The 23,755-nt window shown below is 55.2% G+C and carries 27 protein-coding genes; 13 read left to right on the top strand and 14 right to left on the bottom strand.

The window, feature by feature from the left end:
* Positions 1-12: 12 nt before the first annotated feature.
* On the bottom strand, positions 13-414 hold the full coding sequence (locus TH25_RS07795; RefSeq protein WP_114087865.1) for a hypothetical protein: 402 nt from the start codon (positions 412-414) through the stop codon (positions 13-15).
* 151 nt (positions 415-565) lie between these two features.
* Here TH25_RS07795 and TH25_RS07790 point away from each other — a divergent pair, with 151 nt between their 5' ends.
* On the top strand, positions 566-1,132 hold the full coding sequence (locus TH25_RS07790; RefSeq protein ID WP_114087864.1) for a 4'-phosphopantetheinyl transferase family protein: 567 nt from the start codon (positions 566-568) through the stop codon (positions 1,130-1,132).
* A gap of 86 nt (positions 1,133-1,218) precedes the next feature.
* Here the strand turns inward: TH25_RS07790 and TH25_RS07785 are convergent, their stop codons facing one another.
* Genes TH25_RS07785 through TH25_RS07765 form a run of 5 tightly spaced genes read right to left on the bottom strand, consistent with a single transcriptional unit; the run spans position 1,219 to position 6,396 of the window.
* Positions 1,219-2,307, bottom strand: coding sequence for an ABC transporter ATP-binding protein (locus TH25_RS07785; protein WP_114087863.1), 1,089 nt, complete (start codon positions 2,305-2,307; stop codon positions 1,219-1,221).
* 1 nt (position 2,308) lies between these two features.
* The gene (locus TH25_RS07780) at positions 2,309-3,367 is read right to left on the bottom strand and encodes a carbohydrate kinase family protein (RefSeq protein WP_181847474.1); all 1,059 of its coding nucleotides are present in this window, start codon (positions 3,365-3,367) and stop codon (positions 2,309-2,311) included.
* Positions 3,368-3,372: 5 nt separating this feature from the next.
* The gene (locus TH25_RS07775) at positions 3,373-4,221 is read right to left on the bottom strand and encodes a carbohydrate ABC transporter permease (protein WP_114087861.1); all 849 of its coding nucleotides are present in this window, start codon (positions 4,219-4,221) and stop codon (positions 3,373-3,375) included.
* 2 nt (positions 4,222-4,223) lie between these two features.
* Positions 4,224-5,108 (bottom strand): carbohydrate ABC transporter permease, encoded by an 885-nt coding sequence (locus TH25_RS07770; protein WP_114087860.1) that lies wholly within the window; start codon positions 5,106-5,108, stop codon positions 4,224-4,226.
* Between the two features lie 46 nt (positions 5,109-5,154).
* A complete protein-coding gene (locus TH25_RS07765; protein ID WP_114087859.1) occupies positions 5,155-6,396 on the bottom strand; it encodes an extracellular solute-binding protein in 1,242 nt (413 codons plus the stop codon).
* 117 nt (positions 6,397-6,513) lie between these two features.
* Between TH25_RS07765 and TH25_RS07760 the strand changes: the two genes are divergently transcribed.
* A complete protein-coding gene (locus TH25_RS07760; RefSeq protein WP_114087858.1) occupies positions 6,514-7,728 on the top strand; it encodes an ROK family transcriptional regulator in 1,215 nt (404 codons plus the stop codon).
* Here the strand turns inward: TH25_RS07760 and TH25_RS07755 are convergent.
* Together TH25_RS07755 and radC are read right to left on the bottom strand one after the other, a co-directional pair.
* Entirely contained in the window at positions 7,725-8,117 is a 393-nt protein-coding gene (locus TH25_RS07755; RefSeq protein WP_114087857.1) for a VOC family protein, read from the bottom strand. The two genes, TH25_RS07760 and TH25_RS07755, sit on opposite strands and share 4 nt — an antisense overlap.
* Positions 8,117-9,064 (bottom strand): RadC family protein, encoded by a 948-nt coding sequence (gene radC, locus TH25_RS07750; RefSeq protein ID WP_258549074.1) that lies wholly within the window; start codon positions 9,062-9,064, stop codon positions 8,117-8,119. The genes TH25_RS07755 and radC overlap by 1 nt, the downstream gene beginning before the upstream one ends.
* 153 nt (positions 9,065-9,217) lie before the next feature.
* Here radC and TH25_RS07745 point away from each other — a divergent pair, with 153 nt between their 5' ends.
* Together TH25_RS07745 and fabF are read left to right on the top strand one after the other, a co-directional pair.
* Complete coding sequence (locus TH25_RS07745) at positions 9,218-9,652, top strand: MarR family winged helix-turn-helix transcriptional regulator (RefSeq protein ID WP_114087856.1); 435 nt, start codon at positions 9,218-9,220, stop codon at positions 9,650-9,652.
* A 36-nt stretch (positions 9,653-9,688) separates the two neighbouring features.
* A complete protein-coding gene (fabF, locus tag TH25_RS07740; protein ID WP_114087855.1) occupies positions 9,689-10,957 on the top strand; it encodes a beta-ketoacyl-ACP synthase II in 1,269 nt (422 codons plus the stop codon).
* 3 nt (positions 10,958-10,960) lie between these two features.
* Here fabF and TH25_RS07735 read toward each other — a convergent pair whose 3' ends face one another.
* Positions 10,961-11,182, bottom strand: a complete 222-nt coding sequence (locus TH25_RS07735; protein WP_114087854.1) for a hypothetical protein — start codon at positions 11,180-11,182, stop codon at positions 10,961-10,963.
* Between TH25_RS07735 and TH25_RS07730 the strand changes: the two genes are divergently transcribed.
* The 3 genes from TH25_RS07730 to TH25_RS07720 all read left to right on the top strand — a co-directional run bounded on the left by TH25_RS07730 (position 11,181) and on the right by TH25_RS07720 (position 13,730).
* Positions 11,181-11,639: a MarR family winged helix-turn-helix transcriptional regulator gene (locus TH25_RS07730; protein WP_114087853.1), complete on the top strand. Its 459-nt coding sequence runs from the start codon at positions 11,181-11,183 to the stop codon at positions 11,637-11,639. The two genes, TH25_RS07735 and TH25_RS07730, sit on opposite strands and share 2 nt — an antisense overlap.
* A 161-nt stretch (positions 11,640-11,800) precedes the next feature.
* Positions 11,801-12,370 carry an isochorismatase family protein gene (locus tag TH25_RS07725; protein ID WP_114087852.1) on the top strand — a complete coding sequence of 190 codons (570 nt, stop codon included), beginning with the start codon at positions 11,801-11,803 and terminating at the stop codon, positions 12,368-12,370.
* A gap of 70 nt (positions 12,371-12,440) precedes the next feature.
* Positions 12,441-13,730 carry an MFS transporter gene (locus TH25_RS07720; protein WP_258549073.1) on the top strand — a complete coding sequence of 430 codons (1,290 nt, stop codon included), beginning with the start codon at positions 12,441-12,443 and terminating at the stop codon, positions 13,728-13,730.
* Between the two features lie 81 nt (positions 13,731-13,811).
* Here the strand turns inward: TH25_RS07720 and map are convergent, their stop codons facing one another.
* On the bottom strand, positions 13,812-14,618 hold the full coding sequence (gene map / locus TH25_RS07715; RefSeq protein WP_114087851.1) for a type I methionyl aminopeptidase: 807 nt from the start codon (positions 14,616-14,618) through the stop codon (positions 13,812-13,814).
* A 261-nt stretch (positions 14,619-14,879) separates the two neighbouring features.
* On the bottom strand, positions 14,880-16,817 hold the full coding sequence (locus tag TH25_RS07710) for an alpha/beta hydrolase domain-containing protein (protein ID WP_114087850.1): 1,938 nt from the start codon (positions 16,815-16,817) through the stop codon (positions 14,880-14,882).
* 118 nt (positions 16,818-16,935) lie between these two features.
* On the opposite strand from TH25_RS07710, the gene TH25_RS07705 reads away from it, so the two are divergent.
* The gene (locus TH25_RS07705) at positions 16,936-17,595 is read left to right on the top strand and encodes a GntR family transcriptional regulator (RefSeq protein ID WP_114087849.1); all 660 of its coding nucleotides are present in this window, start codon (positions 16,936-16,938) and stop codon (positions 17,593-17,595) included.
* Here the strand turns inward: TH25_RS07705 and sfsA are convergent.
* The 3 genes from sfsA to TH25_RS07690 all read right to left on the bottom strand — a co-directional run bounded on the left by sfsA (position 17,592) and on the right by TH25_RS07690 (position 19,706).
* A complete protein-coding gene (gene sfsA / locus TH25_RS07700) occupies positions 17,592-18,302 on the bottom strand; it encodes a DNA/RNA nuclease SfsA (RefSeq protein ID WP_114087848.1) in 711 nt (236 codons plus the stop codon). The genes TH25_RS07705 and sfsA overlap by 4 nt on opposite strands.
* Before the next feature lie 18 nt (positions 18,303-18,320).
* Positions 18,321-19,223, bottom strand: coding sequence for a methyltransferase domain-containing protein (locus TH25_RS07695; RefSeq protein ID WP_114087847.1), 903 nt, complete (start codon positions 19,221-19,223; stop codon positions 18,321-18,323).
* Between the two features lie 180 nt (positions 19,224-19,403).
* Complete coding sequence (locus tag TH25_RS07690; RefSeq protein WP_181847472.1) at positions 19,404-19,706, bottom strand: 2Fe-2S iron-sulfur cluster-binding protein; 303 nt, start codon at positions 19,704-19,706, stop codon at positions 19,404-19,406.
* 86 nt (positions 19,707-19,792) lie between these two features.
* On the opposite strand from TH25_RS07690, the gene TH25_RS24730 reads away from it, so the two are divergent.
* From TH25_RS24730 to TH25_RS07665, 5 genes are all read left to right on the top strand, one after another.
* Positions 19,793-20,176, top strand: coding sequence for a hypothetical protein (locus tag TH25_RS24730; RefSeq protein ID WP_147252998.1), 384 nt, complete (start codon positions 19,793-19,795; stop codon positions 20,174-20,176).
* A 993-nt stretch (positions 20,177-21,169) separates the two neighbouring features.
* Positions 21,170-21,445, top strand: coding sequence for a LysR substrate-binding domain-containing protein (locus TH25_RS07680; protein ID WP_114087844.1), 276 nt, complete (start codon positions 21,170-21,172; stop codon positions 21,443-21,445).
* 84 nt (positions 21,446-21,529) lie between these two features.
* Positions 21,530-22,426 (top strand): ComF family protein, encoded by an 897-nt coding sequence (locus TH25_RS07675; RefSeq protein ID WP_258549072.1) that lies wholly within the window; start codon positions 21,530-21,532, stop codon positions 22,424-22,426.
* 82 nt (positions 22,427-22,508) lie between these two features.
* Complete coding sequence (gene grxC / locus TH25_RS07670) at positions 22,509-22,766, top strand: glutaredoxin 3 (RefSeq protein WP_114087843.1); 258 nt, start codon at positions 22,509-22,511, stop codon at positions 22,764-22,766.
* 154 nt (positions 22,767-22,920) lie between these two features.
* Positions 22,921-23,748 carry a carbon-nitrogen hydrolase family protein gene (locus TH25_RS07665; RefSeq protein WP_114087842.1) on the top strand — a complete coding sequence of 276 codons (828 nt, stop codon included), beginning with the start codon at positions 22,921-22,923 and terminating at the stop codon, positions 23,746-23,748.
* The last annotated feature ends 7 nt before the right edge of the window (positions 23,749-23,755 follow it).

Raw genomic sequence — 23,755 nt, 5'->3', positions numbered from 1 at the left:
TGTGTACTTTCCTCAGGAAGCCGCCGCAACAGCGGCGGCAACTTCGCGCTCGATATCAACCTTCAGATTATTGACCCAGCGATTGTAATTTTTATGAATGGTCCCGCCACTATATTTCAGATTGGTGCTATCGACATACAGAATTGAAAATTCCTGCTGGGAAAAATCGATTTCCACCTTGGCAACATGATCGCGCGGGGCATAAGTCGCCATGAGTTTGCCCGTGGAAATTTTTTTAACCGTCCATTCACGCGAACTGGCGGCCTTGATGATGGCGTCCTGAAGCTGATCCATTGTCAGCTTTTGCGTGTCATCGGGAAAAGGCTGGCTTTCAACCTGCATGATCGGTGCGGTGCAGGCAACCACAAGCAGTGTTACCAGTCCCAGGATCGAAAATTTCAGTGAACGCATCATGCCGTCAGGCTCCTTTGGCAATATCGTGGTTGAAAACGGCGTTTGGGGTTATTTTCAGGTCTGTGTTTTTATGTTTTAGGGCATTGAAACAGAACAAGTAAACAGTGCAGACATACAGCCTGTGCGATAAAATTCGGGTGCGATATACTTTATGCAAACAATGTCTGCCTTTGAGGATAGGGTTTTTTGGGGCTGGAAAAGGCTGGATAACCTGCCCGATGACCGTTTGGCACGGCGCAAAATGACGTCGGAACTGGCCCGTGCCGCGCTGTGTGATCTTGCCAAAGATGTGACCGGGGAAAGCGGCCTTTTTTATCATCGCAGTGAGGATGGTAAACCGGCTCTCTGCCGGTCAAATCATGGCGGATTTTACGGGGCCAGCATTTCGCATAGCCGCGATATTTTTGCCGTGGCCTTTTGCCCGACGGGGGCCATCGGCATTGATATTGAATATCGCGATCCGGCACGCAAAATCGCCCGGCTGGAAAAATGGCTGTTTGGCGACCGGCGGGAAAATACCAATAGCCACGATGCGCAGCGCATGGCCCAACTTGCCAATGATCCGCGCCAGAATGATTTTTACCAGCAATGGTGCGTGTACGAGGCGATTTTCAAATGCACCGGCATTAATGACCCGGCCCTAAAACTGCCTTCTGATACGGTTTATCTCGATGAATGGCCCGATTATGCCGGAGCCCTGGTTTGGCAGGGGAACTGAGCGGGACGATGGCTGAAACAAGAAACACCCGGTCATGCTTTTGGCCGGGTGTTTTGAGTATGATTTCGTGCAATTTGGGGCAGGTTTTATGCTGAAGCCTCAATGCGCAGACCCTCGGTATCGAAAATATGCCAGTTATCGGGGCTTGCTACTGATAGATTCACACGTTCCCCCATACGGACGGGAACGATCCCGCCAAAGCGAACATTGATGTCGCTTTGCGCCGGATCGCCAAAACCGCAATGCAGTTGAACAAATGTGTCAGAACCCAAATGTTCGACCGATAAAACCGTCCCTTGCAAAGTTGCCGTACCATCATCGGCGGCCAAAACAAGATGTTCGGGGCGCACGCCCACCGTTACCGGTTGCAGTGCCCCCGGTTTGCAGGGCAAAGGCAGGGCCACGCCCGACGGCAGGACGAGATCACCGTTTTCATTGGTCGTGGCTGTCCAGAAATTCATTCTGGGGGAGCCAATAAAGCCAGCCACAAACTGGTTGACCGGTTTTAAATAAAGGTCCAGCGGGGACCCGACCTGTTCGACGATCCCGTCGCGCAAAACCACAATCCGGTCTGCCAGGGTCATGGCTTCGACCTGATCATGGGTGACGTAAATCATGGTCGCCTTCAGGTCACGGTGCAGGCGGGCCAGTTCCATGCGCATGTCAACCCGCAGGGCGGCATCCAGGTTGGATAGCGGTTCGTCCAGCAGAATAATTTGTGGATCCCGCGCCAAAGCCCGGCCAATGGCAACACGCTGGCGCTGCCCGCCCGATAATTGTTTCGGTGTTCGGTCAAACAGGGGTAGCAATTGCAGGATGGTGCCGATTTCGCGGGTTTTTTCCTCGATCCCGGTTTTGGATTTACCGGCCATTTTCAGGGGGAAGCCAATATTGTCTGCTACTGTCATATGCGGATAAAGCGCATAGGACTGAAACACCATTGCGATATCGCGGGCAGAGGCGGAAAGGTGGTCTACCCGTTTTTCACCCAGATGAATTTCCCCGCCAGATATTTCCTCCAGCCCGGAAATCAGGCGCAGCAGGGTTGATTTCCCGCAGCCTGACGGCCCGACAAAAACAACCAGTTCCCCATCCTCGATCGACAGATCAACGCCTTTGATGACGTCGGCACCCCCAAAGGTCTTGGTGACATTTGACAATGATATGGATGACATCTCAGGCGTTCTCCACTTGATCGAAAGTGATTTGATCGGATGGGGTGGGATGGGGCTGTTCAAGCAACGCCCGAATGCGGCTGTTTAAATCATGCAAGGCAGCATAACGGCGCGGATGGCTGGCAATGGCTTTGCCCGCCACCTCGATGCCGACATGCAGGCAGTTTGCCAGTTCAACGCCACGCTGAAAGGCCAGCAGGAAGCCGGCATTGAAACAGTCACCTGCACCAACGGTATCAATGACATTGATTTTTGCAGCGGGTGCTGCATGCAGCACATGGTCGTTTTGGCATGCCGAGGCCCCCTGGCTACCGCGTTTGACAACGACAATGCCATCGGGGGCCAGTTTGGGGCTGATGGCCCGCATCTGGGTATCCACATTGGCGGTAAAATCATCAATTGTGATGCCCAGCAATCCGGCGGCCTCGACCTCGTTGATCAACAGGATGTCCACCAGGGGCAGCCAGTTTTGCAGGTGGTCCTGAACCGCATCGGTCCAGCCGCCGGTGGGCCAGGCGGTATCAAGGGCGACGATGGCCCCGGCATCGCGCAGTTCGCCAAGCAGGCGGGTGCAGTCAGGCACCAGGCGCGGCATCAGGAAGTTGCCAACCAATAGGGCGATGGCACCTTTTAATTCGGCATGTTTCAGCATTTCACGTGCCATATCGGCATCAAAAAGCGAGCTATGCCCCTCGTTGGAGAGAAAGGTGCGTTCCTTGTCGGAATGGGTCAGGCCGATGGTCACGGATGTCACGGCCTTGCTTTGGTGCCAGTGATCGGCAAGTGTGCCGAATTGCGATTTCAGCCATTGTCCCATTTCATCATCGCCGATATTGACCACCATGCGCTGATTGGCCTCCAGGGCCATCAGGGCGGCCCCAAAGATGCCGCCGCCGCCACCCACCCGCATTTCGTAATCAGGATAGACGGTTTCAGTTCCCCGGTCGGGCCAATGGTCCACCGGGCCAAGTAATTGGTCCACATTGATGGTACCAATTGAAATGATTTCACGCGCCGGGTCGGGCTGGCGGGGTTTAAGGGCTTGGGCTGTTTTACGCATGACATTCATCCCTTAACACTGCCACTGGCCAACCCGGAAACCAGGGTTTTCTGCATGAAAAAGGCTAAAACGACCGGTGGCACGGCGGCCAGAATACCGGCAGCCGAAATCAGGCCGTAATCGGCAACGCGACCGGCGGCCAAATCGGCAATGGCGACCGTGATGGTTTTGGAACGGATGTCGTTGGTAAATAACAGGCCATAGAAAAATTCGTCCCAGGACAGCAGAACCGACATCATGACTGCCGCGCCCAAGGCCGGGCGGGCGATGGGCAGGATCACATACCAGATCGCCTGTAGCCGATTGGCCCCGTCAATGATGGGGGCTTCGTCGAGATCGCCGGGGATGGTGTCGAAATTGCTTTTCAACAGCCATGTCGCAAAGGGCAACAGGATGGAGCAATAAACGATAATCAGCGCGACATGGGTATTTAACAGGCCCAGCGCACTCATCACCGTATAAAGCGGCAGGACAAGGGCTACCGGGGGCAGCATGAAGATGGCGATGACGGCATATAGCAGGTTTTTGCGACCGGGGCCGGGCAAGCGCGAAAAGCTGTAGGCCGCCGGAATGGCCGCGCAAATTGAAAGGCCGGTTGCCGCGAGCGCAATGATGATACTGTTGCGGATGGCATAAAGGAAACTTTGCGACGGGCTGTTTTCCGCATAAATCAGCAGGCTGCGGTAATTTTCCAGGGTTGGGCTATCGGGCCACCATTGCAGGGGCAGCGTTGTCAGGTGGGTGGAGGAACTGATGCTCATGATAAACAGCCATAGGACGGGCAGGGCAATGACCAGTGCCAGCAGGGCCGCGCCCAGATAAATCGCTATTTTTTTTGCCAGGGATGGTGGCATGATCAGGCCTCTCCGTGTTTGCGGATCAGATACATGTAACTCGCAATCAGGCAGGCGCTGATCAGCACCACGATCAGGGCATAGGAGGCCCCGGACCCCACCCGCATATAGGCAAAGGCCTCCTGATAAACATAAAAACTGACGGTTTTCGTGCTGCTGGCCGGACCGCCGCGCGTCATGACATAGATAATGTCAAAAACCTTGAAGGCCTCGATCGTGCGCAGGACCAGCGCCACGCTAAGAGGGCCCATAATGGCGGGCAGCGTAATGCGCCAAAACCGGTTCCACATGCCCGCGCCGTCAAGGGTTGCGGCCTCGTATAAGTCCTTGGGGACGGTTTGCAGGGCGGCCAGGGCGATGAGCGCAACCAGCGGGAAGTTTTTCCAGACATCGGCAATAATCACCATATCCAATGCCGTTGCCGGATCACCCAGCCAGGAGCGATAGGCATCAAGCAGCCCCAATTGCACAAGCAGGGCATTCAGCGCCCCGAAATCCGGGTTGTAAATCAGCCGCCACATCATGGCATTGACGACAGTTGGCAGGGCCAAAGGCAGGATAAGCATGGCGCGCAGCAGGGTGCGGCCCACAAAAACCTCGTTTAACAGCAAGGCCACCATGACGCCGATCACGACTTCCGCGCCAACGGAAATGACGGCAAAATAGGTGGTGTGCCAAATGGCCTCGCGGAAATTGGCCGAAGACAAAGCCCGCACATAATTGTGAAACCAGACCCAGCTATCGGTTAAATCCGGGGCGACCAGTTTGGCCCCCGTCATGCTGAAATAAATGGTTTTGATCAACGGGTATCCGCTGACCCCAAGGATCATCACGATCATCGGGGTCAGCAATAGCCACGCCGTCACCGTTTTACGATGGGAAATCATAGCGCTGGTTTCGGCTCCGAATGAAGGTCAGAGAACGGCAGACGGTTTACTGCATGTCCGCAATGGTTTTGGCAGCTTCATCCAGCGCATCGGCGGGCGTACTTGTGCCCAGCATCGCATTTTGCAGGGCTTCCTGCAAAACAGCCGAGGCTTCCTGATAGGCCGCCATTGTCGGGCGCGGGGCCATGACGGCAAGGCTGGTTTTGGCCGCATTGACAAACGGTTCCTGGCCCTTGATCACGTCGGGGTCGCTATAGGATGCCTTCCAGATCGGCAGGCTGAGGCGGGCATATTTGTTCTGCACCTTTTCCGAGGTTAGGAACTTGATGTATTTCCAGGCTTCTTCCTTGTGCGTGCTTTTGCTCGGAATACCCAGACCCATCGACCCGTTGACGGCCGATGCCTGTGAAATGCCAGCTTCGCCCGGTGCGGGAACAATGCCAACATGGCCGGCAACCTGGCTTTCTGCCGGGTCATTTGCCAGGTTATACATATAGCCCCAGTTGAGCGCAAAGGCGGCCTGGCCGCTGGAAAAAACGCGGCGGACGTCTTCTTCGGCATATTCGCGCGAATTGGGGTTGGTGATGCCGTCATCCAGGGTGCCAACCATGTATTGCAGGGCCTTCAGGCCGCCGCCTTCGTTAAAAGCCGGTTTGCCGTCGGCATCCAGGAACTTGCCTCCCATCGCCGATAGAATGGTGGTGTAATCGCAAATGGCGGCTTCGGATTGTGACCACGACCAAACCAGCGGATAATCGACAATGCCTTTGTCCTTGATGGCCTTGGCCTGGGCTGCCAGTTCTTCCCAGGTGGTCGGCGGAGTGTCAAAACCGGCCTTTTTTAGCATATCTTTGTTGTAAAAAAGGAACTTGGTATCGGCAATCCAGGGCATGCCATAATATTTGCCGTCATATTCCACCGTGGTCCAGGCCCCCTTGAGAACAGCCTCGCGGGTTTTTTCATCGATGCGGTTTGTGACGTCTTCCAGCAGGTTGTATTGGGCAAATTCGGCGGGCCAGATCACGTCGTAAAGAACCACGTCATAGCCATTGGCACTTTGTGACAGAACAATCTTGTCATGCAGGGCTTCGTAGGGGACCAGCTCGACATTGACATCAATGCCGGGATTGGCGGCCTTGAAGTCGGCTGTCATGTTGCGGATGTCGTCTTCGCTATAGGCGGCCTGGGCCATGAACAGGGCGTTCAGGGTCACATGGGCGGCATGGGCGGCACCCGATACGGCAAATATGCCGAAAACAGCGCCCTTAAGAACATTTTTGATCTTCATCTTCTTATCTCCCTGATAAATGAGATACGGAACGATTGAGGTGTGATCTGTTGGATCGCAGGCTTTATTATTAATTCAATTTGATGTAATTAATAATGGAGAAAACGGAGGAAGGCAATGGTGATGAAAGAAAAGCCGTCAGAAAGTGTCCTGGGCACCAACCTTCTGCACGCCAAAAGCCATAATCGCCGCGCGATTCTTGATGCGGTTCGGCGTAGCGCGGGCCTGTCGCGGGCCGACATTACCCGCATTACCCATTTGTCCGCCCAGGCCGTTTCCAACCTTGTGGCCGAGCTGGAGGAGGCCGGGCTTTTGCTGGCCGGGGAGCCGGTGCGGCAAAAACGCGGCCAGCCCGCCCGGCCGTATCGCTTAAACCCCGAGGGCGGTTTTGCGATTGGCTTTCAATTAAGCGGGACGCAAATGGATGCTGTTCTGGTTGATCTTTTAGGGGAAGAACGTGCGCGATCCAGTCTGCAAATCAACCATCCCGACCCGGAGAAAACGGTGGACCTTCTGGTGGCAGCCAGCCGGGACATTATCATCAAATCCGGGCTGGATCCGGACCGGAATATTGGCATCGGCATTGCCATGCCCGGCCCGGTTGGTATCGCCGGGCCAACCGGGATTGCCCCGGGCTGGGAAAATTTTGACCTTGCCAGCGCCATGACCGCCAAGGCGGGCTGCCCGGTTTTTGTTGAAAATGATGCCGATGCGGCGGCGATTTCCGAAAAGCTGTATGGCACGGCCCGGGAACTGGATAATTTCGTTTACATCTTTATCGGGCATGGTTTGGGCGCGGGGCTGTTTCTGGATGGGCGCATTGTGCGTGGTGCCCAGGGGGCAGCAGGTGAAATTGGCCATATCCCGATCATGGTCAATGGCCGCAAATGCGGCTGCGGGCGGCAGGGGTGCCTTGAACGCTATGTATCGTTATTGGCGTTGTATGATGAATTTGACGCCGCCCACCGCGATGATCTGGTGCTGGATCACAATTTAACCCGGCTTTCTGCCCTGTCGCCCGATGATGCGCCGGTACGGCACTGGATTGACCAGGCGGCCTTGCATCTGACAACGACATTTCAAATCATTTCCAGCATGTTGAACCCGCAGGCGATTATATTGGGCGGGTTACTGCCCGAACCGATTTTGACCGCCCTGTGGCAAAAAGTCACAAAATTGCAGGATGTGGACGGCCCAACGCCCACAGGGGCCCATTTGCCGGTTCATATTGGCGATGCCAGCACCTATTCGGCGGCACGCGGGGCTGCAGCCCTGCCGATTTATCAGGAAATGATCCCGGATTTTCAAAACATGCTAAAAGTTCGGGATTAGGCGGGTTGCAACAAATCCCATTTATTGCCGTATAAATCTTCAAAAACCGCAACGATGCCATAGGGTTCGTGGCGCGGGGATTCCAAAAAACGAACACCGTTTTCGATCATGCGGGCATGGTCTGTTTCAAAATCATCCGTCATCAGGAAAAAACCAACCCGTCCACCTGTCTGGTTGCCAATTGCGTTGCGCTGGGCATAGTTGCCGGCTTTGGCGAGCAGAATGCGAGTGGCATTTTCGGGCGCGCGCGGCGGCGCAATTAAAACCCAGCGTTTGCCATTCCCCAAATCGGTATCTTCAATCAGGTCAAATCCGATTTTATGGCAATAAAAGGCGATGGCGTCGTCATAATCATCCACGACAATTGAAAATTGACCAATGACGGACATTAGATCAGCCCCAGTGTTTTAAACGAATTATAGCCCGACCGGCTGACAATGATGTGGTCATGCACATTGATTTCCATCGCCTTGGCAGCATCAACAATCTTGCGGGTCATGTCAATGTCGCCGCGGGATGGTGTGGCATCGCCGCTGGGGTGATTATGCACCAGAATAAGGGCCGAGGCATGCAGTTCCAGCGCGCGTTTGATAACCTCGCGCGGATAAACCGGCGTATGGTCCACGGTGCCGCGCTGGTGGCATTCATCGGCAATCAGGCGGTTTTTACGATCCAGAAACAGCAAATGCAGTTCCTCGGTATTGCGATGACCCAGGCGCACCCGGCAATAATCAATCAATTGTTCCCATGATGCGATGATGGGGAGTTCCATTGCCCGCTCGCGCGAGAGGATTTGTGCACTGGCCTCGGCAATTTTAATTGCGGCAATGGCGGCATCGCCCACCCCCTTGCAGGCGGCAAGGTCGCCCTGGCTGGCAGCCAATACGGCAGCCAAACTGCCAAACCGGTCAATCAGCGATTTTGCCAGCGGTTTGACATCGCCCCGCGGGATTGCCATGCACAGCAAAAGTTCCAGAATTTCATATTCGGCAAGGGCAGCACTGCCGCCTTTTAAAAAGCGGTCGCGCAACCGCTGGCGATGGCCGAAATAATGGGGTTTTGATGTTTTGCCACTTTTCCCGTTGGTGGTGGTGCTGGTGCTGATGGTGCCGTCCGGCCCCTGCGATATGTCGGGGGTGGCGTTGTTTGTATCGGATCGGTCTTTGGTGCTGGCGGGGGCTTTTTTGCTCTCCGCATGGTTCTTGTTGCCCAAAGAAGCGGTTGTTTCACTGCTGATTGAGCTAAGGCTGGCAAGTTCCCCGTTGGGATCAAAATAGACCCGGCTGCCATCATCGATGGAGGCGGCGGTGGTTTTACGGGGTTTTTGGGCACTCACGGCGGGCTCCTGTCATCGCGCAATTTGACGTTGCAGGTGCAGTTTGCGTTGCCGTGTCTTTGCTGTCCAGTGGGCAACCGCATGGACAGCGGGCAAAAACCGGAAAATGTGATTTTATTTGACTTGTGTATATACACAAGTTAATCACCAGATATGACAATAGCATTGCCCGACGCCCTGAATGATGAATGTTTGGTGTTAAAAAGCCGAAAGGCCGCACGCGCCATCACACGGCGTTACAATGTGCTGCTAAAGCCGTATGGTTTGCAATCAACGCAGGCGTCGCTCCTGTTTTGCATTGGCGGGGGCGGGTTTCACTCCATCAGCAGTCTGGCCCGCCAGATGGATCTGGAACGCAGTGCCATGACCCGTAATCTTGCCGTTTTGCAACGTCAGGGTCTGATTGCCCCCGATAAAACCGGGCAGGGCCGAATGCAGGTTTTTGCCCTGACACCCCAGGGTGAAGAAAAAGTCCGGCAGATTTTACCTGTCTGGCAACAGGCCCAAACCGAAATACGGGGCGAACTGGGCGCGAATGACTGGCAGGCCGTGCAACAGGCGCTATCACGGATGGCGGCGATTGGCTGACGGTTTTGATCAATATGTTTAAAGGGATAGGTTAAAATGACACAACGGATTGTGGTGACGGGGATGGGCCTGGTGACGCCACTGGGATGCGGCCTTGATGCCGTTTGGCAGCGGCTTGTGGCCGGGCAGTCCGGTGTCGTGACCAATCACCGGTTTGACAGCAGCAAGCTTTTAACCAAATTTGCCGGTTTGGTGCCCGGCCATGCCGATGACCCGGCAGGCCTGAACGAAGATGATGTGATTTCAAAGAAGGATCGTAAAAAGGTTGACCTGTTTACGATCTATGCCCTGGCTGCGGCACAGCAGGCCCTGGCCCAGGCGGGCTGGCAGGACCTGGATCAGGAAGCAAAGGACCGCACCGGCACCGTGATTGGCACCGGTATTGGCGGCCTGCCGGTTATTACCCATGCGGAATCGGTTTTGAATGACCGGGGGCCAGGGCGTATTTCGCCCTTTGTCGTGCCGTCCTTTCTGGCGAATATGGCCTCGGGCAATGTGTCTATCCGTTACGGGTTTCGCGGACCGATTGGCACACCCGTGACGGCCTGTGCCGCCGGGTTGCAGGCGATTGGCGATGGTGTGCGCCTGATCCGCTCTGGCGAGGCCGATGTGGTGCTGGCAGGTGGCACCGAGGGCTGCGTTGATCCGTTATCGATTAGCGGTTTTTCGGCTGCACGCGCGCTTTCCACCCGCAACGATGCCCCGGCCGAGGCCTCGCGCCCGTTTGACCGTGACCGGGATGGCTTTGTCATGGGCGAGGGGGCCGGTTTGATGGTGCTGGAATCGCTGGATCACGCGCTGGCGCGCGGGGCGGTGCCGCTGGTGGAAATTACCGGTTATGGCACCAGTGCCGATGCCTATCATCTGACTGCCGGGCCGGAAGATGGATCGGGTTGTGCGCTCGCCATTCAGGCCGCCCTTAGAATGGCAAAGCGGGATTTGTCGGATATTGGTTATGTCAATGCCCATGCAACATCCACCCCGGTGGGCGATCAGGCCGAGGTGGCGGGGCTGCGTCGCGTATTTGGCGACCATCTGCCGAACATTCCGGTTTCCTCCACCAAATCGGCCATTGGGCATTTGCTGGGGGCTGCGGGCGGCGTGGAGGCCATTTTCACGGCCCTTGCCATTCGCAATGGCATATTGCCGCCCACCATCAATTTGCACAATGTCGATGAAGGTATGGAAGACCTGGATTTCGTGCCCAATAGGGGGCGCGAGGCCAGCATCAAACATGCGCTATGCAACGGATTTGGTTTTGGCGGGGTCAATGCGTCGCTGTTGGTGAGCGCCTATGAGGGCTAAGGTTTAATTCCCACCCTGTTTTAATGTCTTGAAAGGGCCGGTCGGCGATATGTCGGTTGGCCCTTTTGCATGGTTGCGGCGCAATATTCCGGGCGAGCGGGCGGTGTTTTGAATGCTTTCAAAATAGTTTCTGGGCTGGCTTGACAATTTTGCCCCTTGGGATATTTTCATCCATATAGAAAGGTAAACTTCGTAGATTGCCTTTGTATTGGAAAGCGCCATCATGCCTGACAATCCCGAAAATCCGCTGTCCCCGACGGCCCTTGCCCTGGCGACAGATCTGCATGCTGTGCTGGGCCGGTTACGCCGCAAATTGCGCAAACAGGCGCATTTGGGCGATTTGAACTGGACGCAAAAATGCGTGCTGCGCCATTTGGAAACCGATGGCCCCGCCACCGTGACCGTGCTGGCCCGGGCGGAGGGAATGCGCCCGCAGTCAATGGGGCCGCATATTACATCCCTGATCAAGGCCGGGCTGGTGGAAGGGGCACCGGACCCCAATGATGGCCGCCAGACTTTGTTGTCTTTGACCCCGTCCTGCCGGGAATGGATACAGGCCAGCCGCGCCCTGCGCGAAGACTGGCTGTATCATGTCATTCTGGATAATTTTTCACGAAAGGAGCAACAAACCCTGGCGGAGGCCACCCGCCTTTTGCAACGCATGGTCGATGTTGACCGCTGAGCGTTTGATATTGGACTGCCGCCGGAGAACGCCTGCCTTTGCTGGCATATCGCCTACATATCCTTGCCTTGTCACTTGCCGTCTCTTTCCCGCCATCTGTACGGCCTTCCGTGACGTTTTGCCTCCTTTGATCTCGCCCCAACCAAAAAGGATTGCGCCCCATGTCTGTTACCGTCCTTGACCCCAAAACCGCCCTGATCGTGATTGATTTGCAAAAGGGTATTCTGGCTTATCCACTGGCCCATTCTGCCGATGATGTGCTGGCAAAGTCGGTGAAGCTGGCAAATGAATTTCGGGCGCGCAAATTGCCGGTGGTGTTGGTCAATGTGGCAGGGGTCGCACCGGGCCGGAACGAACAGCCGCCGCGCAGCGAGGATTTTCCGCCCGGATGGGCGGATTTGGCCGCGGAACTGGATTCCAGCCCGACCGACCATAAAGTGACCAAGAAAAGCTGGGGGGCCTTTACCGGCACCGGCCTTGGCGATTATTTGACCGGGCAGGGGATATCACAGGTGGTTGTGTGCGGTATCGCCACCAGTATTGGTGTGGAATCCACCGCTCGCCAGGCGCACGAGCTTGGCTTTAACGTCACCCTGGCAACCGATGCGATGACGGATATGAGCATGGACGCCCATGTGAACAGTGTGACGCGCATTTTCCCGCGCCTGGGCGAAACTGGCACAACCGATGAAATTCTGGCCTGCCTGGAACAGGAAGGAGGCCGGAAATGACACTTCCCGAAAAATGGTGCCGGAAATTCCGGGCCAATCATTACTCCGCCCGATTATGGGGGGATGTAAAATGAAAAATCCGATGCGCGGAACCTTCCGCTCGCTGGCGGTGTATAATTACCGGGTGTGGGCATCTGGCTCGCTTGTGTCCAATACCGGCACCTGGATGCAGCGCACCGCCCAGGACTGGATTGTCCTGACCGAGCTGACCGACCATAATTCAACCGCGGTCGGGATCGTCATGGGGCTGCAATTTGGCCCGCAGCTTTTGATGTTGCCCTTTACCGGGTTTGCTGCCGACTATTTTGACCGGCGCAAATTGCTGATGGTCACACAGTTCCTGATGGGGCTTTTGGGGCTGGGGCTTGGCCTGCTGACCATTACCGGCCTGATTGAGCTTTGGCATGTTTATGTGTTTGCCTTTTTGCTGGGCTGTGTGGCGGCGTTCGATGCGCCCGCCCGGCAAACCTTTGTGTCCGATCTGGTGCCCGAAAGCTTCCTGTCCAATGCCATTGCGCTGAATTCCACGTCCTTTAATGCCGCCCGCATGATCGGTCCGGCGGTGGCCGGGGTGTTGATTGCGGTTGTGGGGACCGGCTGGGTGTTTTTGCTCAATGCTGCCTCCTTTGCCGGGGTGCTGACATCGCTGGCTCTGATCCGTCGGGAAGACTTAAATGTCACCCGCCGCCCCCTGCGCGGGCGGGGCAATCTGGCGGGTGGTTTTCGGTATGTTGCCGGGCGGCCTGATCTGATTGCGATTTTGCTGATGCTGTTTTTGATCGGCACCTTTGGCATGAATTTCCCGATCTTTATTTCGACAATGGCAGTGACGGTCTTTCATTCCGGTGCCGGGCAATTTGGCATGTTATCCTCGCTGATGGCGGTGGGCACGGTGATGGGGGCGTTGTTTTCCGCCCAGCGGGCCGCACCGCAAATTGGCCTGTTGTTCTATGGGACGCTGGTTTTTGGCCTGGCCTGCATTCTTGCCGCTGTCATGCCCAGCTATGGCCTGTTTGGGGCATCGCTGGTGATTATTGGCATGGCGACACTGGTGTTTTTAAGTTCCAGCAATTCCCTGATCCAGCTTTCAACCGATCCGATGATGCGCGGGCGGGTGATGGCCATTCGCATGGCAATTGTTATGGGCGGAACGCCGATTGGCGCGCCGATTGTGGGCTGGGTGGCGGACCATTACGGGCCGCGCTGGGCGCTGGGGGTTGCTGCGGTTTCGGGCATTGCGGCAGCGCTGGTCGCGCTGGTTTATCTGTTCAAATATCGCGAAATGCGGTTTCGCCGTGTCGATGGACGTTGGCGTATTCTGGTTAACGAGGCCCCGAAGGTTACACTCGCGGCTGAATAACGGGCCATTCCATCATGAAAAAAGGGCAGGCCGCACATCGTCCGGTCTGCCCTTTTGCGAGGGATCAATCACCGCGCCGGTTTATTCGGCCGCGTTGCTGATTTCGTAAGGCGGTTTTTCCAGCCCGGCCGGGGAACGGGTGAAAATTTCAAAGCCATCATCCGTTACACCCAGCGAATGTTCAAACTGGGCGGAAAGTTTACGGTCCCGCGTTACCGCCGTCCAGCCATCGGACAGCACCTTGCATTCATAGGTGCCCTGGTTGATCATGGGTTCGATGGTAAAGATCATGCCCGGTTCCAGCACCAGCCCCTGACCCGGCTTGCCGTAATGCAGGATATTTGGCGCATCGTGGAATACCTGGCCCAGACCATGCCCGCAAAAATCGCGCACCACCGAAAAGCGTTCGGATTCCGCATAGGATTGAATGGCGTGACCAATATCGCCCAGCGTTGCCCCCGGCTTGACCGCGTTAATGCCGCGCCACAGGGCCTCGTATGTCACATCTACAAGGCGTTGCGCCATCACCTTGGGCGTTCCTGCGATATACATGCGACTTGTATCGCCATACCAGCCATCCAGAATGACGGTGACATCAATATTCATGATGTCGCCATTTTGCAGTTTTTTATCGCCCGGGATGCCGTGGCACACCACATGGTTGATGGATGTGCAGGTGGATTTGGGAAATCCGCGATAGCCCAGGCAGGCCGAAACCGCACCGTGATCGCGAATATACTGGTCGCACAGATCATCGAGCTTGCCGGTGGTGACACCCGGCACGACATAGGGGGTAATGAAATCCAGAACTTCCGCAGCCAGCCTGCCAGCGGCGCGCATCCCCTCAAAGGCTTCGGGGCCGTGAATTTTAACTTTTCCGTTTGCCAACCGAATTCTCCTTGTGTTGGCGGTCCTTATGGGCGCAGCCCATTTTCATCAATTTGTTTTGCAGCCTACTGAAATAATCGTTGTCCGTCCAATAAGCAAGGATTGGGCGGCAGTGCCACGCCAGAACGGACCGATTATGCCGCAATCATTGCCGCCCGGTTTTGTTCTGAATCATATCTGGCATGTTGAATGTCCGCTTTGCCCATAAAGAAAGCCCGCCAAATTGACGGGCTTTCACAGGATGTGTGTTTTCAGTTTTGGTTATTTGGCAAGACTGCTGCTTTGGGCCCTGGCTTTTTCCATTACATAATCGATGTCGCCACGCAGCATCAGGCCCTGGCTGACGAGATTTTCAGAGGCGGTACGCACATCCTGCAAATAATCCGCCTTGCTTGCGTAATGCTGCCCCATGCTTTTGCGACCATCGCCCGATGCATTGTTTTCAAAGGGCACAAACAGGCCGGTCAGGCTGCATAATTCACCGGGTGCATAGCCATCATTGCGCAGGTTCCAGCCCGCATAGGTGCCCAAGGGGGCCGCAACATAGGGCAGGGCCACCCCGCCGGTCGGGTTGCCATTGGCATCAACCGGCGGCACATAGGCCGGGTAGGCAGCCCCGCGTTTGGGCGGCACCACGGAATGATCCATCACCTGCAACAGGTTATAGGCCGGGACCGGGGCGGTATTGCCCAGTTTGGGCATTTTGAAATCGGCCAGCGGGATCAGGCTGCCATCGGCAAGGCTGGGATAGCGGCTGGCGGGCGGTGTTTTGCCGGTCGTGATCCAGTCCACCATATCGTTATACAGGGCCCGCATGATGGGCGCGACACTGAGTGGATTGGTGGGATAACGACAGACCGGATCCATTTTTGATTCCGTCGCCCAGCTATTGAAATGCGGGGCACCTTCAAGGAAATACAGCCGGACATTTTCCGGCATGGTCAGCGGTTCACCCGTGGGCGAGGTTGATACCAGGGCGGCCCGGGCCTGCCAGAATTCCGTCGAGGTATCGCTGTGCATGATTTTCGGGCAGGTATTGGTTTTGTTGCAGGCATCCAGGATGGAATCGGTTTTCCCCGTTAGCGGGTCGGTGGTTTGGGCATAGGTAAAGGGAAACTGGTCGCCGGGATAATCATGGTCTTCATGCTGGCGTGAATAACGGCCCGGCTGGGCAAAGCGGTAATTGGTAAAGGTTTTGCGTGACCCGGCAATGTGGGGCATGGCGCCATCAAAAACTTTGGCCCCGGTTTCATCTTCATTAAACCCCTGATAGATGAAATCACGCAAAAAACGGCCTGATTGCGAAATGCCAAGGCCCAGTGTGTGCGTAATGCCCGTAAGCGGGTCTTTGGCATCATGGCCGGGATTGCCGCGCAGGAACGACATCATATCGCGGGTCGCCACAAAGGCCAGGCCTTGTGGCACCGGGTTTTTCGCCGGATAGACAAAATCGTAAATCGCCCCGGCATCCATGCTTGCCGGGCGGGTAATTTCAATTTCGGTGGGGCTGATATATTTGAAGGACAGACCGGCAGGTGTTGTCCGCGGGTCATTTTCGTTTTGCCGGACAGTCAGGGTGGCCTTTGCTGGGTCCATGTCGGCGGCGGGATAGGTCAGCGTGCCTTTGCCGCTTGTGCCCTGTTTGTCAAAGATGAACTGCTCGCGCGCGGGGCCGGTAATGTCCCTTAGAACCGGCAGGTTCAAATTGATGGCCGATGCGGGCAAGTCGCTTTGCCAGCCGGACCAAACCACCGTATCGCCGCGCAGCATCAAAAAACCGTCGCCGGAATCGCCTGCTTTGTTCGGAATATCGGACGAACCAGAGCGGTTGAGCATCATAAAGCTAAGGTTGCGGCCCCGATTGGGGACTTCGTAAAACAGCAGGCCGGATTTTTGGGCGGCATCGGTGGGCTGAAGAATGGACACTTCGGTCGAAAAGACGATTTCGCCTTTGTCATTCAGCGGCACCTTGTCAATATCGACAATATTGGCAACTCGCGGTGATTTGGGATCGATGGCAAAAGTTGCCGTGGCATCAATACGGTCATAGGTGCCGATTTTGGGAAATGGCATGCCTTCAAAGGCGGTGCTTTTTGATGTGATGTCAAAGCCGGTCACGCGGGCCATTGCATCGCCGGGTGTCGCAATATTGACGGCACCCAGCGCAAGAAATGCCGACAGGACTATTTTTTTTGACATTGGTTCCTCCCTTTATGATTGAATTATTTGTTGGGACTTCCGATGATTTGTTGTTTTGTGTGCGGAGTCAACAATCTTGTATACAAGAAATAATGATACGTATGCCGAGGGTCGGTGAATGGGAAATACATGCCACACGCTTAGAGATGAAATTGAAAACGGGATTTTGACGGGGGAATTTGCGCCGGGCGAACGGCTTGATGAAACACAATTGGCGACACGGTTTGGCGTTTCGCGCACCCCGATCCGTGAAGCTTTGATGCAGTTAAGCGCGATTGGCCTGATCGAATTTCGCCCGCGCCGGGGGGCGGTTGTTGCCGATTATGGCCCCAAATATGTGTTCGAGATGTTCGAGGTCATGGCCGAACTGGAAGGTATGGCCGGGGCCGCCGCTGCCCGTCGCCATACACAGGAGGATAAGGATATTATCCTGAGTGCCCACGCGCAGTGTCGTGAAGCGGCTGAAAACGAGGATCCCGACGCGTATTATTATGAAAACGAAGCCTTTCACCACGCGATTTATGCCGCCAGCCAGAACAGCTTTTTAAACGAGCAATGCGCGCTGTTACACCGGCGCCTCCGGCCATATCGGCGGCTTCAGTTGCGGGTGCGCAACCGGATGAAGGCATCCCTTCTGGAGCATGAGGCCATTGTGACCGGCATCTTAAGTGGCGATGCGGACGCCACACGGGCGTCTTTGCTGGCCCATGTCAAAGTTCAGGGGGACAGGTTTAGTGACCTGGTTGCCAGCCTGGAGGAAGCCCGGATCAAGCGTTAAGGCTTTATCGGCAGTTTGTGACGCACCGTGACCGATGTGGTGCTGATCTCGCAGTCATAGGCGATGGCTTCAACGCCGTTTTGGGTGGCACTGGCAAAACGTGCAGCATAATGCGGGTCAATGTCGGAGGCCAGGGTGAAGGCGGCGCAATCGGTGCGCTGGATCAGATAAAACATCACCGCGCGGTGGCCCTGGGCGACCATGTCCGCCATTTCATCAAGGTGCTTGGCCCCGCGCTTGGTCACAGCATCGGGGAATTCGGCAAGGCCGGGTATATCGTCATCGCGTTTGAGATGCACATTTTTCACCTCGACATAACAAAGCCCCTTGTGCGGGTCGGACAGCAAAATATCGATGCGCGAATTCTGGCCGTATTTGACCTCGCGTTTCAGGGTTTCATAGCCTGCCAGTTCAGGGATTTTGCCGGTCAAAATCGCTTCTTCGACAATGGCATTGGGGTGGGCGGTATTGATGCCCACCATTGCATCGCCCACCTGGCATAATTCCCAACTGTGTTTGAGTTTGCGTTTGGGATTGTCCGATGTGGAAAGCCACACTGAAATGCCCGCATCCTTAAGGCCGGTCATGGCCCCCGGGTTGGCGCAATGTGCAGTCACGATTTCGCCGGTATCAAGTTCAATGTCGGCCAGAAAACGTTTGTATCGTTTGATCAGTTTGCCGTGAGCAAGTGGCTTTGGAAGGTCCATCTGTCGTGCCCCGTGATGTTATTGTTTCGGTGCGTCATCACCCAGAAAATCCACCAGACTGACCTGGCCGCTACCGCGCCGCAGTGGTTTGGGCTGGCTTTCATCCGGGGCCCAGGCCGTTAGGTAAACCACCTGAAAGGTGGCATTGATGCGGCCATCGGGGCGGGCGTGGCGTTCGTGGTAAATGGCGGCGGCGCGGGCCAGGGTTGATGCCCTGGTAAATTTTTTGCTGCGTTTTAAAATCAGGTTGCTTTCGCCCATACCCGAAAGATCGCGCATCAGTTTCAGGGCGTCGGGGTAATCCACCGTGATTTCATCAATATCGACAACCGGCAGGGCAAAGCCGCTACGCTGAAGCAGCGCCCCGGCATCGCGCACGTCAATGAAGGGCGAAATGCGGGGCGAAACGCCGCCTTCTTCTTCGGCCTCGGCGGTCATCAGGGCCTCGCGCAAATCCTTCAGGGTTTCGCCCCCCAACAGGGATGCCAAAAAGAACCCGTCGGGTTTTAAGGCCTGTCGCGCCTGTAACAGCATGCCGGGCAAATCATTGACCCAATGCAGCGACAGGTTCGATAAAATCAGATCCAGTGACCCATGCGCAAAGGGCAAAAATTCCTCGTCCGCGACCAGGGTAGGGCGTTTGGGCCGGGCATTTTGTGCATTGCGGGCATATTTAAATGAAATGTCGGACTGAAACAGTGTTTCAATGCCGCCGCGTTTGCCGACAATCTGGCCCAACTCGCCACTATGGCAGCCAAGGTCGAGCGCGATGGGGAATTTGCGTGTGGTATCATCGAGCCGGTCTGCCAGCCGTTCGGCCGTTTCGGCAAACAGAAAGTTGTAATCCTGTGACCGTGTTGCCGCGCGGTCGCGGCGCAGCTTCAAAAGACGGCGGTCAAACACCGTGATCGGATCGCTCATTGCGGGCTCCGTTATGCGGGAATTTCCATGTTGGCCCCTTAAATAGACCGGCCCGCCTATTGGTGCAATGATCATCCCGTCATGCTTGCCCTGCCAACCCGTTTGGGCGGCAGGGAAGTGACGGCCTATTATTCAAAATTGTATCAAATGTGATACGTATATGAATAACAATTGGTAGGCTTAGACATCAAGGATCAGCGGTGTCTGCTCTTGGCTGTTTTTACCCTCATCCGCTGCAGCTGGACGTGCACAGCATAGCAGGGCCGTTCCTGCCTCTGGCGATGCGGAAGGCAGTTTTTCATAAGTGACCTTTCCTTGCAGGATATTCACCTGGCAGGTGTCGCAACTGCCATTGCGACAGCCAAATTCAGGGGTTAGACTGGTTTCTTCGGCCAGTTCCAGCAGGGATGGCGCAGTGTTGGGGTTCCAGGTGGCGGTTTTGCCGCCTTTGGCAAACTCGACCTCAACCGGCTGGCGGGCCATTTGGCTATCCTGGGCTGTGTTATTCATCCCGGCTGCGTTTCAGGCTGGCAGGGCCAAAGGCCTCGGCATGTATGCGGTTGTCGACAATGTTTTTATCGCGCAGGCCGTCATACGTCGCCTGCATGACTGTGGGTGGACTTCAGAGCCGAGAAGCTCATAAGTTTGTCGATTACGTCTATGATCGGGCCGTCGGTGAGGTTCGTCAGGAAGTTGGTGGCATAATGACGACGCTCGCCACACTTTGCCTGGTTGTGAAGGTCGACATGTTAAAAGCAGGCCAGGATGAGCTAGAGGGCTGTTCCGATCGTATCGATCAGTTCCGCGCAAAAGAAGCAAACAAGCCGAAGCTCTTGTTAATTGATCTTAAGCTTCGCTCCTATCAGGCCGAACCAGTTCTCATGGTGCTATTCGGGATTATCGCTATTTTTCTTCGAGGGATTCATCATCAGGCTGTAGCTCTATTGTTTTGAACGTGAAATCCTTGTTAATTCCGAAAAGCAAAGCTATTCCACCAAAATTTATGATGGCCGTCGCAAGTAACAGGAGCCACTTTGCGTAAATACTCCAGTCTGAATTGTAGACTTGCCATGACGCCGAACCTATCAAGGCTAAATGTGTAATGGGAAAAATTAAAATAACAGCACCCATGATTATATTCATGAGTCGAGAAAAGATACTGAACCCTCTTGTATGCTGATAAAGATCTTCTCCCCATATGTTTAACTTGGGTCGATATAGTTTCAAGAAAAAATCGTAGTGTTTGCGAGAAGCGTTGAAGAAGTCAGGGTCGATCAGATTGCTATTAACGATACGATTCCCGAACTGTTCAATAATGGCATCATAACACTGGTATGTTACGAAATATGTGCACATAAAATAAAACGCCATCGAGGCGCTGAATAAAAGTATTTCTTGGATTGACGGAATTTCAGATATTTGCACCCCAATGATCGGTAGCGTCCAATTTTGACCGTTTAGGACGAGAAAGAGTAAAGCGTTTTGAAAGCACAGGATACGAATGAAGTGTTCAAGTTTCTGAGAAGCCTCCCTATGCCGTTCGATATATTTTTCGTATGTTTCCTGCCCGAACACTCCTTTTTTGTCTAGATTTAATTCATTCTCGAACGTCATCCTGAAACGCACGATGGGTGATAATCGAATTTCGTTAGGTTTCAAATCTCATGGCCCCCTATCTTCTCTTCCTTTTCCTCCGCACTAGTGCGGCAGGCTTGGCGCAGATTATCTGTTTTCCTTGATTTCGTCGAGTTTGTTGAGCGGGCGGGCAGCTTCACTCAATTAAAGCTTATCAGTGTCAAGCTGAAGCCCATCGAGTTGACCCGTCGCTTATTCAATCTGTTTTATATGACAGAGAGCGCTCCTACTCTTTTAGGAAAGTTGGTTAGCGGCTCATTTTTTGCTTGGTTCAATTCTCTTTCAACACATAAAGAGCGAAGCGATGACGGATCAGGTCACCGCCCAGCCTGTTGACCAACGCCACCGATGCCGCCCTGCAAAGCGCGATAGAGGGATGGGGCATTGCGCGGTTGCTGTCTTATCAGGTGAGCCCGGCAATAGAAGCCGGGAAATTTGAAACGGTATTAACAGACTATGAGGAAAAACCGATGTCGATCCATCTGGTTTATCCTGAGGGGCGCCACGCGGCAGCCAAGGTGCGCGCTTTTATTGATTTTGCCACCGAACGTTTGCGCGAAACACCGGCCGTACGCCAATACGCATAATTGTGATGCGTTATCACCCGTGCTTAACTGGATCGGTAAGGATGTGCGAAACATAGGGCACATAGATACGGGGCGGGTCGCATTTTGGGAAAGATCACGACAGGCAAAGTGGATGATCGCGTGTTACGGCGGCTTGGTCTGGTTGCCTGGCAGGCGGTTTTGCGCGGGTTGCTTCCGGCGCGCTGTGGAGGATGCGGCGCAATTGGCGATGTACCCCATGCCCTGTGTGCCGATTGCTGGTCGGCCCTGCATTTTGTCGCCGCGCCTTTTTGTGCCTGTTGTGGCTATCCTTTTGAATTGATGCCGCCTGAAATGCTGTCGCCGGATTACGAAGATAATGATGAAGAATCGGATCTAAATCATCATGCCGACATATTTGGGGGAGCCACAAAGGCACGCAGTCAACACTTTAACGGGGTTGATTACGGCAAGGGTGTTTTGTGTGGCCCGTGCCTGCGCCATATTCCGCCTTATGACCGTGCACGGGCGGCCCTGATTTATGATGATGGCAGCCGGGACTATATTTTACGCTACAAACATGGCGACCGCACCGATTTAACCCCGCTTCTGGCGCGCTGGATGTGGCAGGCCGGGCAGGATTACTGGGAAAATGCCAGCCTTTTGGTGCCGGTGCCGTTGCATCGCAGCCGTTTATTGATGCGGCGTTATAACCAGTCGGGCCTGCTGGCGGCGGCCCTGTCGCGCCAGACCGGCATAGCCTTTGCGCCGGATTTGATCACGCGCAAACGCAAAACCCGCAGCCTGGCGGGGTTGGGCCGGGCATCGCGCCAGCGCGAGGTGCAGGGGGCCTTTGCGGTATCGGACCGGCGGGCAACGCACTATCGCCTGGATGGGGCAAAGGTGGTGTTGGTGGACGATGTTTTAACCACCGGGGCCACGGCGGCGGCCTGTGCCCGGGCGTTAAAACGTGCCGGAGCCATGCAGGTAGACCTGGTCACAATTGCACGGGTCAAACGCTGACGAATTCAAAATTATCTGTTATATAGCCTGTAACAATGCGATTTTTCGGGTCAGGAACCCGCAAGAGAAGGATAGTGAAGACATGGCAAAAGTTGAAGTTTATGCCACCGATTGGTGCCCCTATTGCAAGCGCGCCCGCAAGCTTCTGGACGAGAAGAATGCGACTTATGAAGTTATCGACGTGATGATGGAACCGCGCCGTAAAAAGGAAATGATGGACCGTGCCGGTGGCCGGACCAGTGTGCCGCAGATCTTTATTGATGGCGACCATATCGGTGGCTGCGACGAATTGATGGCGCTGAATGCCAAGGGTGGGCTGGACCCGCTGCTTTCGGCCTGATTGTCCGGCACGGTTTACCTAAAAAAGGGCGGTTTCGCATCGGGCGGGCCGCCCTTTTTGTTTTTTGCCTTTCACCGGCCCCATTGGCGACATAACCTGAAACAACAATGTCACTTCAATGTCGCTTCGGCTGGCCGAAAAAGGAGAAACGACCATGACACGTTTTATTGCTGCCTGTGTGCAGGTAAATAGCCGCGATAACATGGAGGACAATCTGGCGCGGGCCGCAATTTATGCCCGCGATGCCCATGCTGCCGGTGCGCGCCTGATCAGCTTTCCCGAAAATGTGTCGATGATGTCCTTTGGCGGTGAGAAGGTGCGTGCCGCGGCCTTTGCCGAAGATGCCCACCCGGCGCTGGCGTTTTTCAGGGATCTGGCCGCCGAGCTTGAAAGCACGCTGGTTGTCGGGTCTTTGCATGTGAGCGTGCCGGGCGAGGACCGGGTTGCCAACCGCTGTTATGTGATTGGCCTGGACGGGCAGGTGATGACGTCTTACGATAAAATCCACATGTTTGATGTGGACCTTGCCAATGGGGAATCGTATCGCGAAAGCAAAACCTTCCGCCCCGGCGATGCTGCCCGGCTGGTGGAGACCAAACAGGCCAAAATCGGCCTTGCCATTTGTTATGATGTGCGTTTTCCGCATTTGTTTCGCGATTATGCCAAGGCCGGGGCCGAAATTTTGACTGTCCCTGCCGCCTTTACCCGCACCACCGGGCAGGCGCACTGGCATACGCTGTTGCGCGCCCGTGCGATTGAAACCGGCTGTTTTGTCATTGCCGCCGCCCAGTGTGGCGATCATCCCGGTGACCGGCAAACATTCGGCCATTCCCTGATTATTGACCCGTGGGGCGTGGTCCTGGCCGATGGTGGGGCCGAACCGGGATTCATCACTGCCGAGATTGACCTGGAGCGTGTTAACGAAGTCCGCGCGATGGTGCCGTCATTGCGGAACGACCATGCCTATCGCCCGGTAAGTTAAGACTGCT

The sequence above is a fragment of the Thalassospira profundimaris genome (assembly GCF_003326755.1).
Taxonomy (GTDB): Bacteria; Pseudomonadota; Alphaproteobacteria; order Rhodospirillales; family Thalassospiraceae; genus Thalassospira; species Thalassospira profundimaris_B.
The sequence above is the reverse complement of the archived record's forward strand: the minus strand, read 5'-3'. Positions and strand labels throughout refer to the sequence as shown.

Coding starts and splice junctions, on each gene's coding strand:
- TH25_RS07770 (WP_114087860.1), bottom strand. CDS start 5,108: ATGATTTCCCATCGTAAAACGGTGACGGCGTGGCTATTGCTGACCCCG.
- TH25_RS07705 (WP_114087849.1), top strand. CDS start 16,936: ATGGGAAATACATGCCACACGCTTAGAGATGAAATTGAAAACGGGATT.
- TH25_RS07730 (WP_114087853.1), top strand. CDS start 11,181: ATGCCTGACAATCCCGAAAATCCGCTGTCCCCGACGGCCCTTGCCCTG.
- TH25_RS07755 (WP_114087857.1), bottom strand. CDS start 8,117: ATGTCCGTCATTGGTCAATTTTCAATTGTCGTGGATGATTATGACGAC.
- TH25_RS24730 (WP_147252998.1), top strand. CDS start 19,793: ATGTTTTTATCGCGCAGGCCGTCATACGTCGCCTGCATGACTGTGGGT.
- TH25_RS07735 (WP_114087854.1), bottom strand. CDS start 11,182: ATGATGGCGCTTTCCAATACAAAGGCAATCTACGAAGTTTACCTTTCT.
- TH25_RS07720 (WP_258549073.1), top strand. CDS start 12,441: ATGAAAAATCCGATGCGCGGAACCTTCCGCTCGCTGGCGGTGTATAAT.
- TH25_RS07785 (WP_114087863.1), bottom strand. CDS start 2,307: ATGTCATCCATATCATTGTCAAATGTCACCAAGACCTTTGGGGGTGCC.
- TH25_RS07760 (WP_114087858.1), top strand. CDS start 6,514: ATGGTGATGAAAGAAAAGCCGTCAGAAAGTGTCCTGGGCACCAACCTT.
- sfsA (WP_114087848.1), bottom strand. CDS start 18,302: ATGGACCTTCCAAAGCCACTTGCTCACGGCAAACTGATCAAACGATAC.
- TH25_RS07725 (WP_114087852.1), top strand. CDS start 11,801: ATGTCTGTTACCGTCCTTGACCCCAAAACCGCCCTGATCGTGATTGAT.
- TH25_RS07690 (WP_181847472.1), bottom strand. CDS start 19,706: ATGGCCCGCCAGCCGGTTGAGGTCGAGTTTGCCAAAGGCGGCAAAACC.
- TH25_RS07780 (WP_181847474.1), bottom strand. CDS start 3,367: ATGCGTAAAACAGCCCAAGCCCTTAAACCCCGCCAGCCCGACCCGGCG.
- TH25_RS07710 (WP_114087850.1), bottom strand. CDS start 16,817: ATGTCAAAAAAAATAGTCCTGTCGGCATTTCTTGCGCTGGGTGCCGTC.
- fabF (WP_114087855.1), top strand. CDS start 9,689: ATGACACAACGGATTGTGGTGACGGGGATGGGCCTGGTGACGCCACTG.
- grxC (WP_114087843.1), top strand. CDS start 22,509: ATGGCAAAAGTTGAAGTTTATGCCACCGATTGGTGCCCCTATTGCAAG.
- TH25_RS07765 (WP_114087859.1), bottom strand. CDS start 6,396: ATGAAGATCAAAAATGTTCTTAAGGGCGCTGTTTTCGGCATATTTGCC.
- TH25_RS07665 (WP_114087842.1), top strand. CDS start 22,921: ATGACACGTTTTATTGCTGCCTGTGTGCAGGTAAATAGCCGCGATAAC.
- TH25_RS07775 (WP_114087861.1), bottom strand. CDS start 4,221: ATGCCACCATCCCTGGCAAAAAAAATAGCGATTTATCTGGGCGCGGCC.
- TH25_RS07695 (WP_114087847.1), bottom strand. CDS start 19,223: ATGAGCGATCCGATCACGGTGTTTGACCGCCGTCTTTTGAAGCTGCGC.
- TH25_RS07795 (WP_114087865.1), bottom strand. CDS start 414: ATGATGCGTTCACTGAAATTTTCGATCCTGGGACTGGTAACACTGCTT.
- TH25_RS07790 (WP_114087864.1), top strand. CDS start 566: ATGCAAACAATGTCTGCCTTTGAGGATAGGGTTTTTTGGGGCTGGAAA.
- TH25_RS07745 (WP_114087856.1), top strand. CDS start 9,218: ATGACAATAGCATTGCCCGACGCCCTGAATGATGAATGTTTGGTGTTA.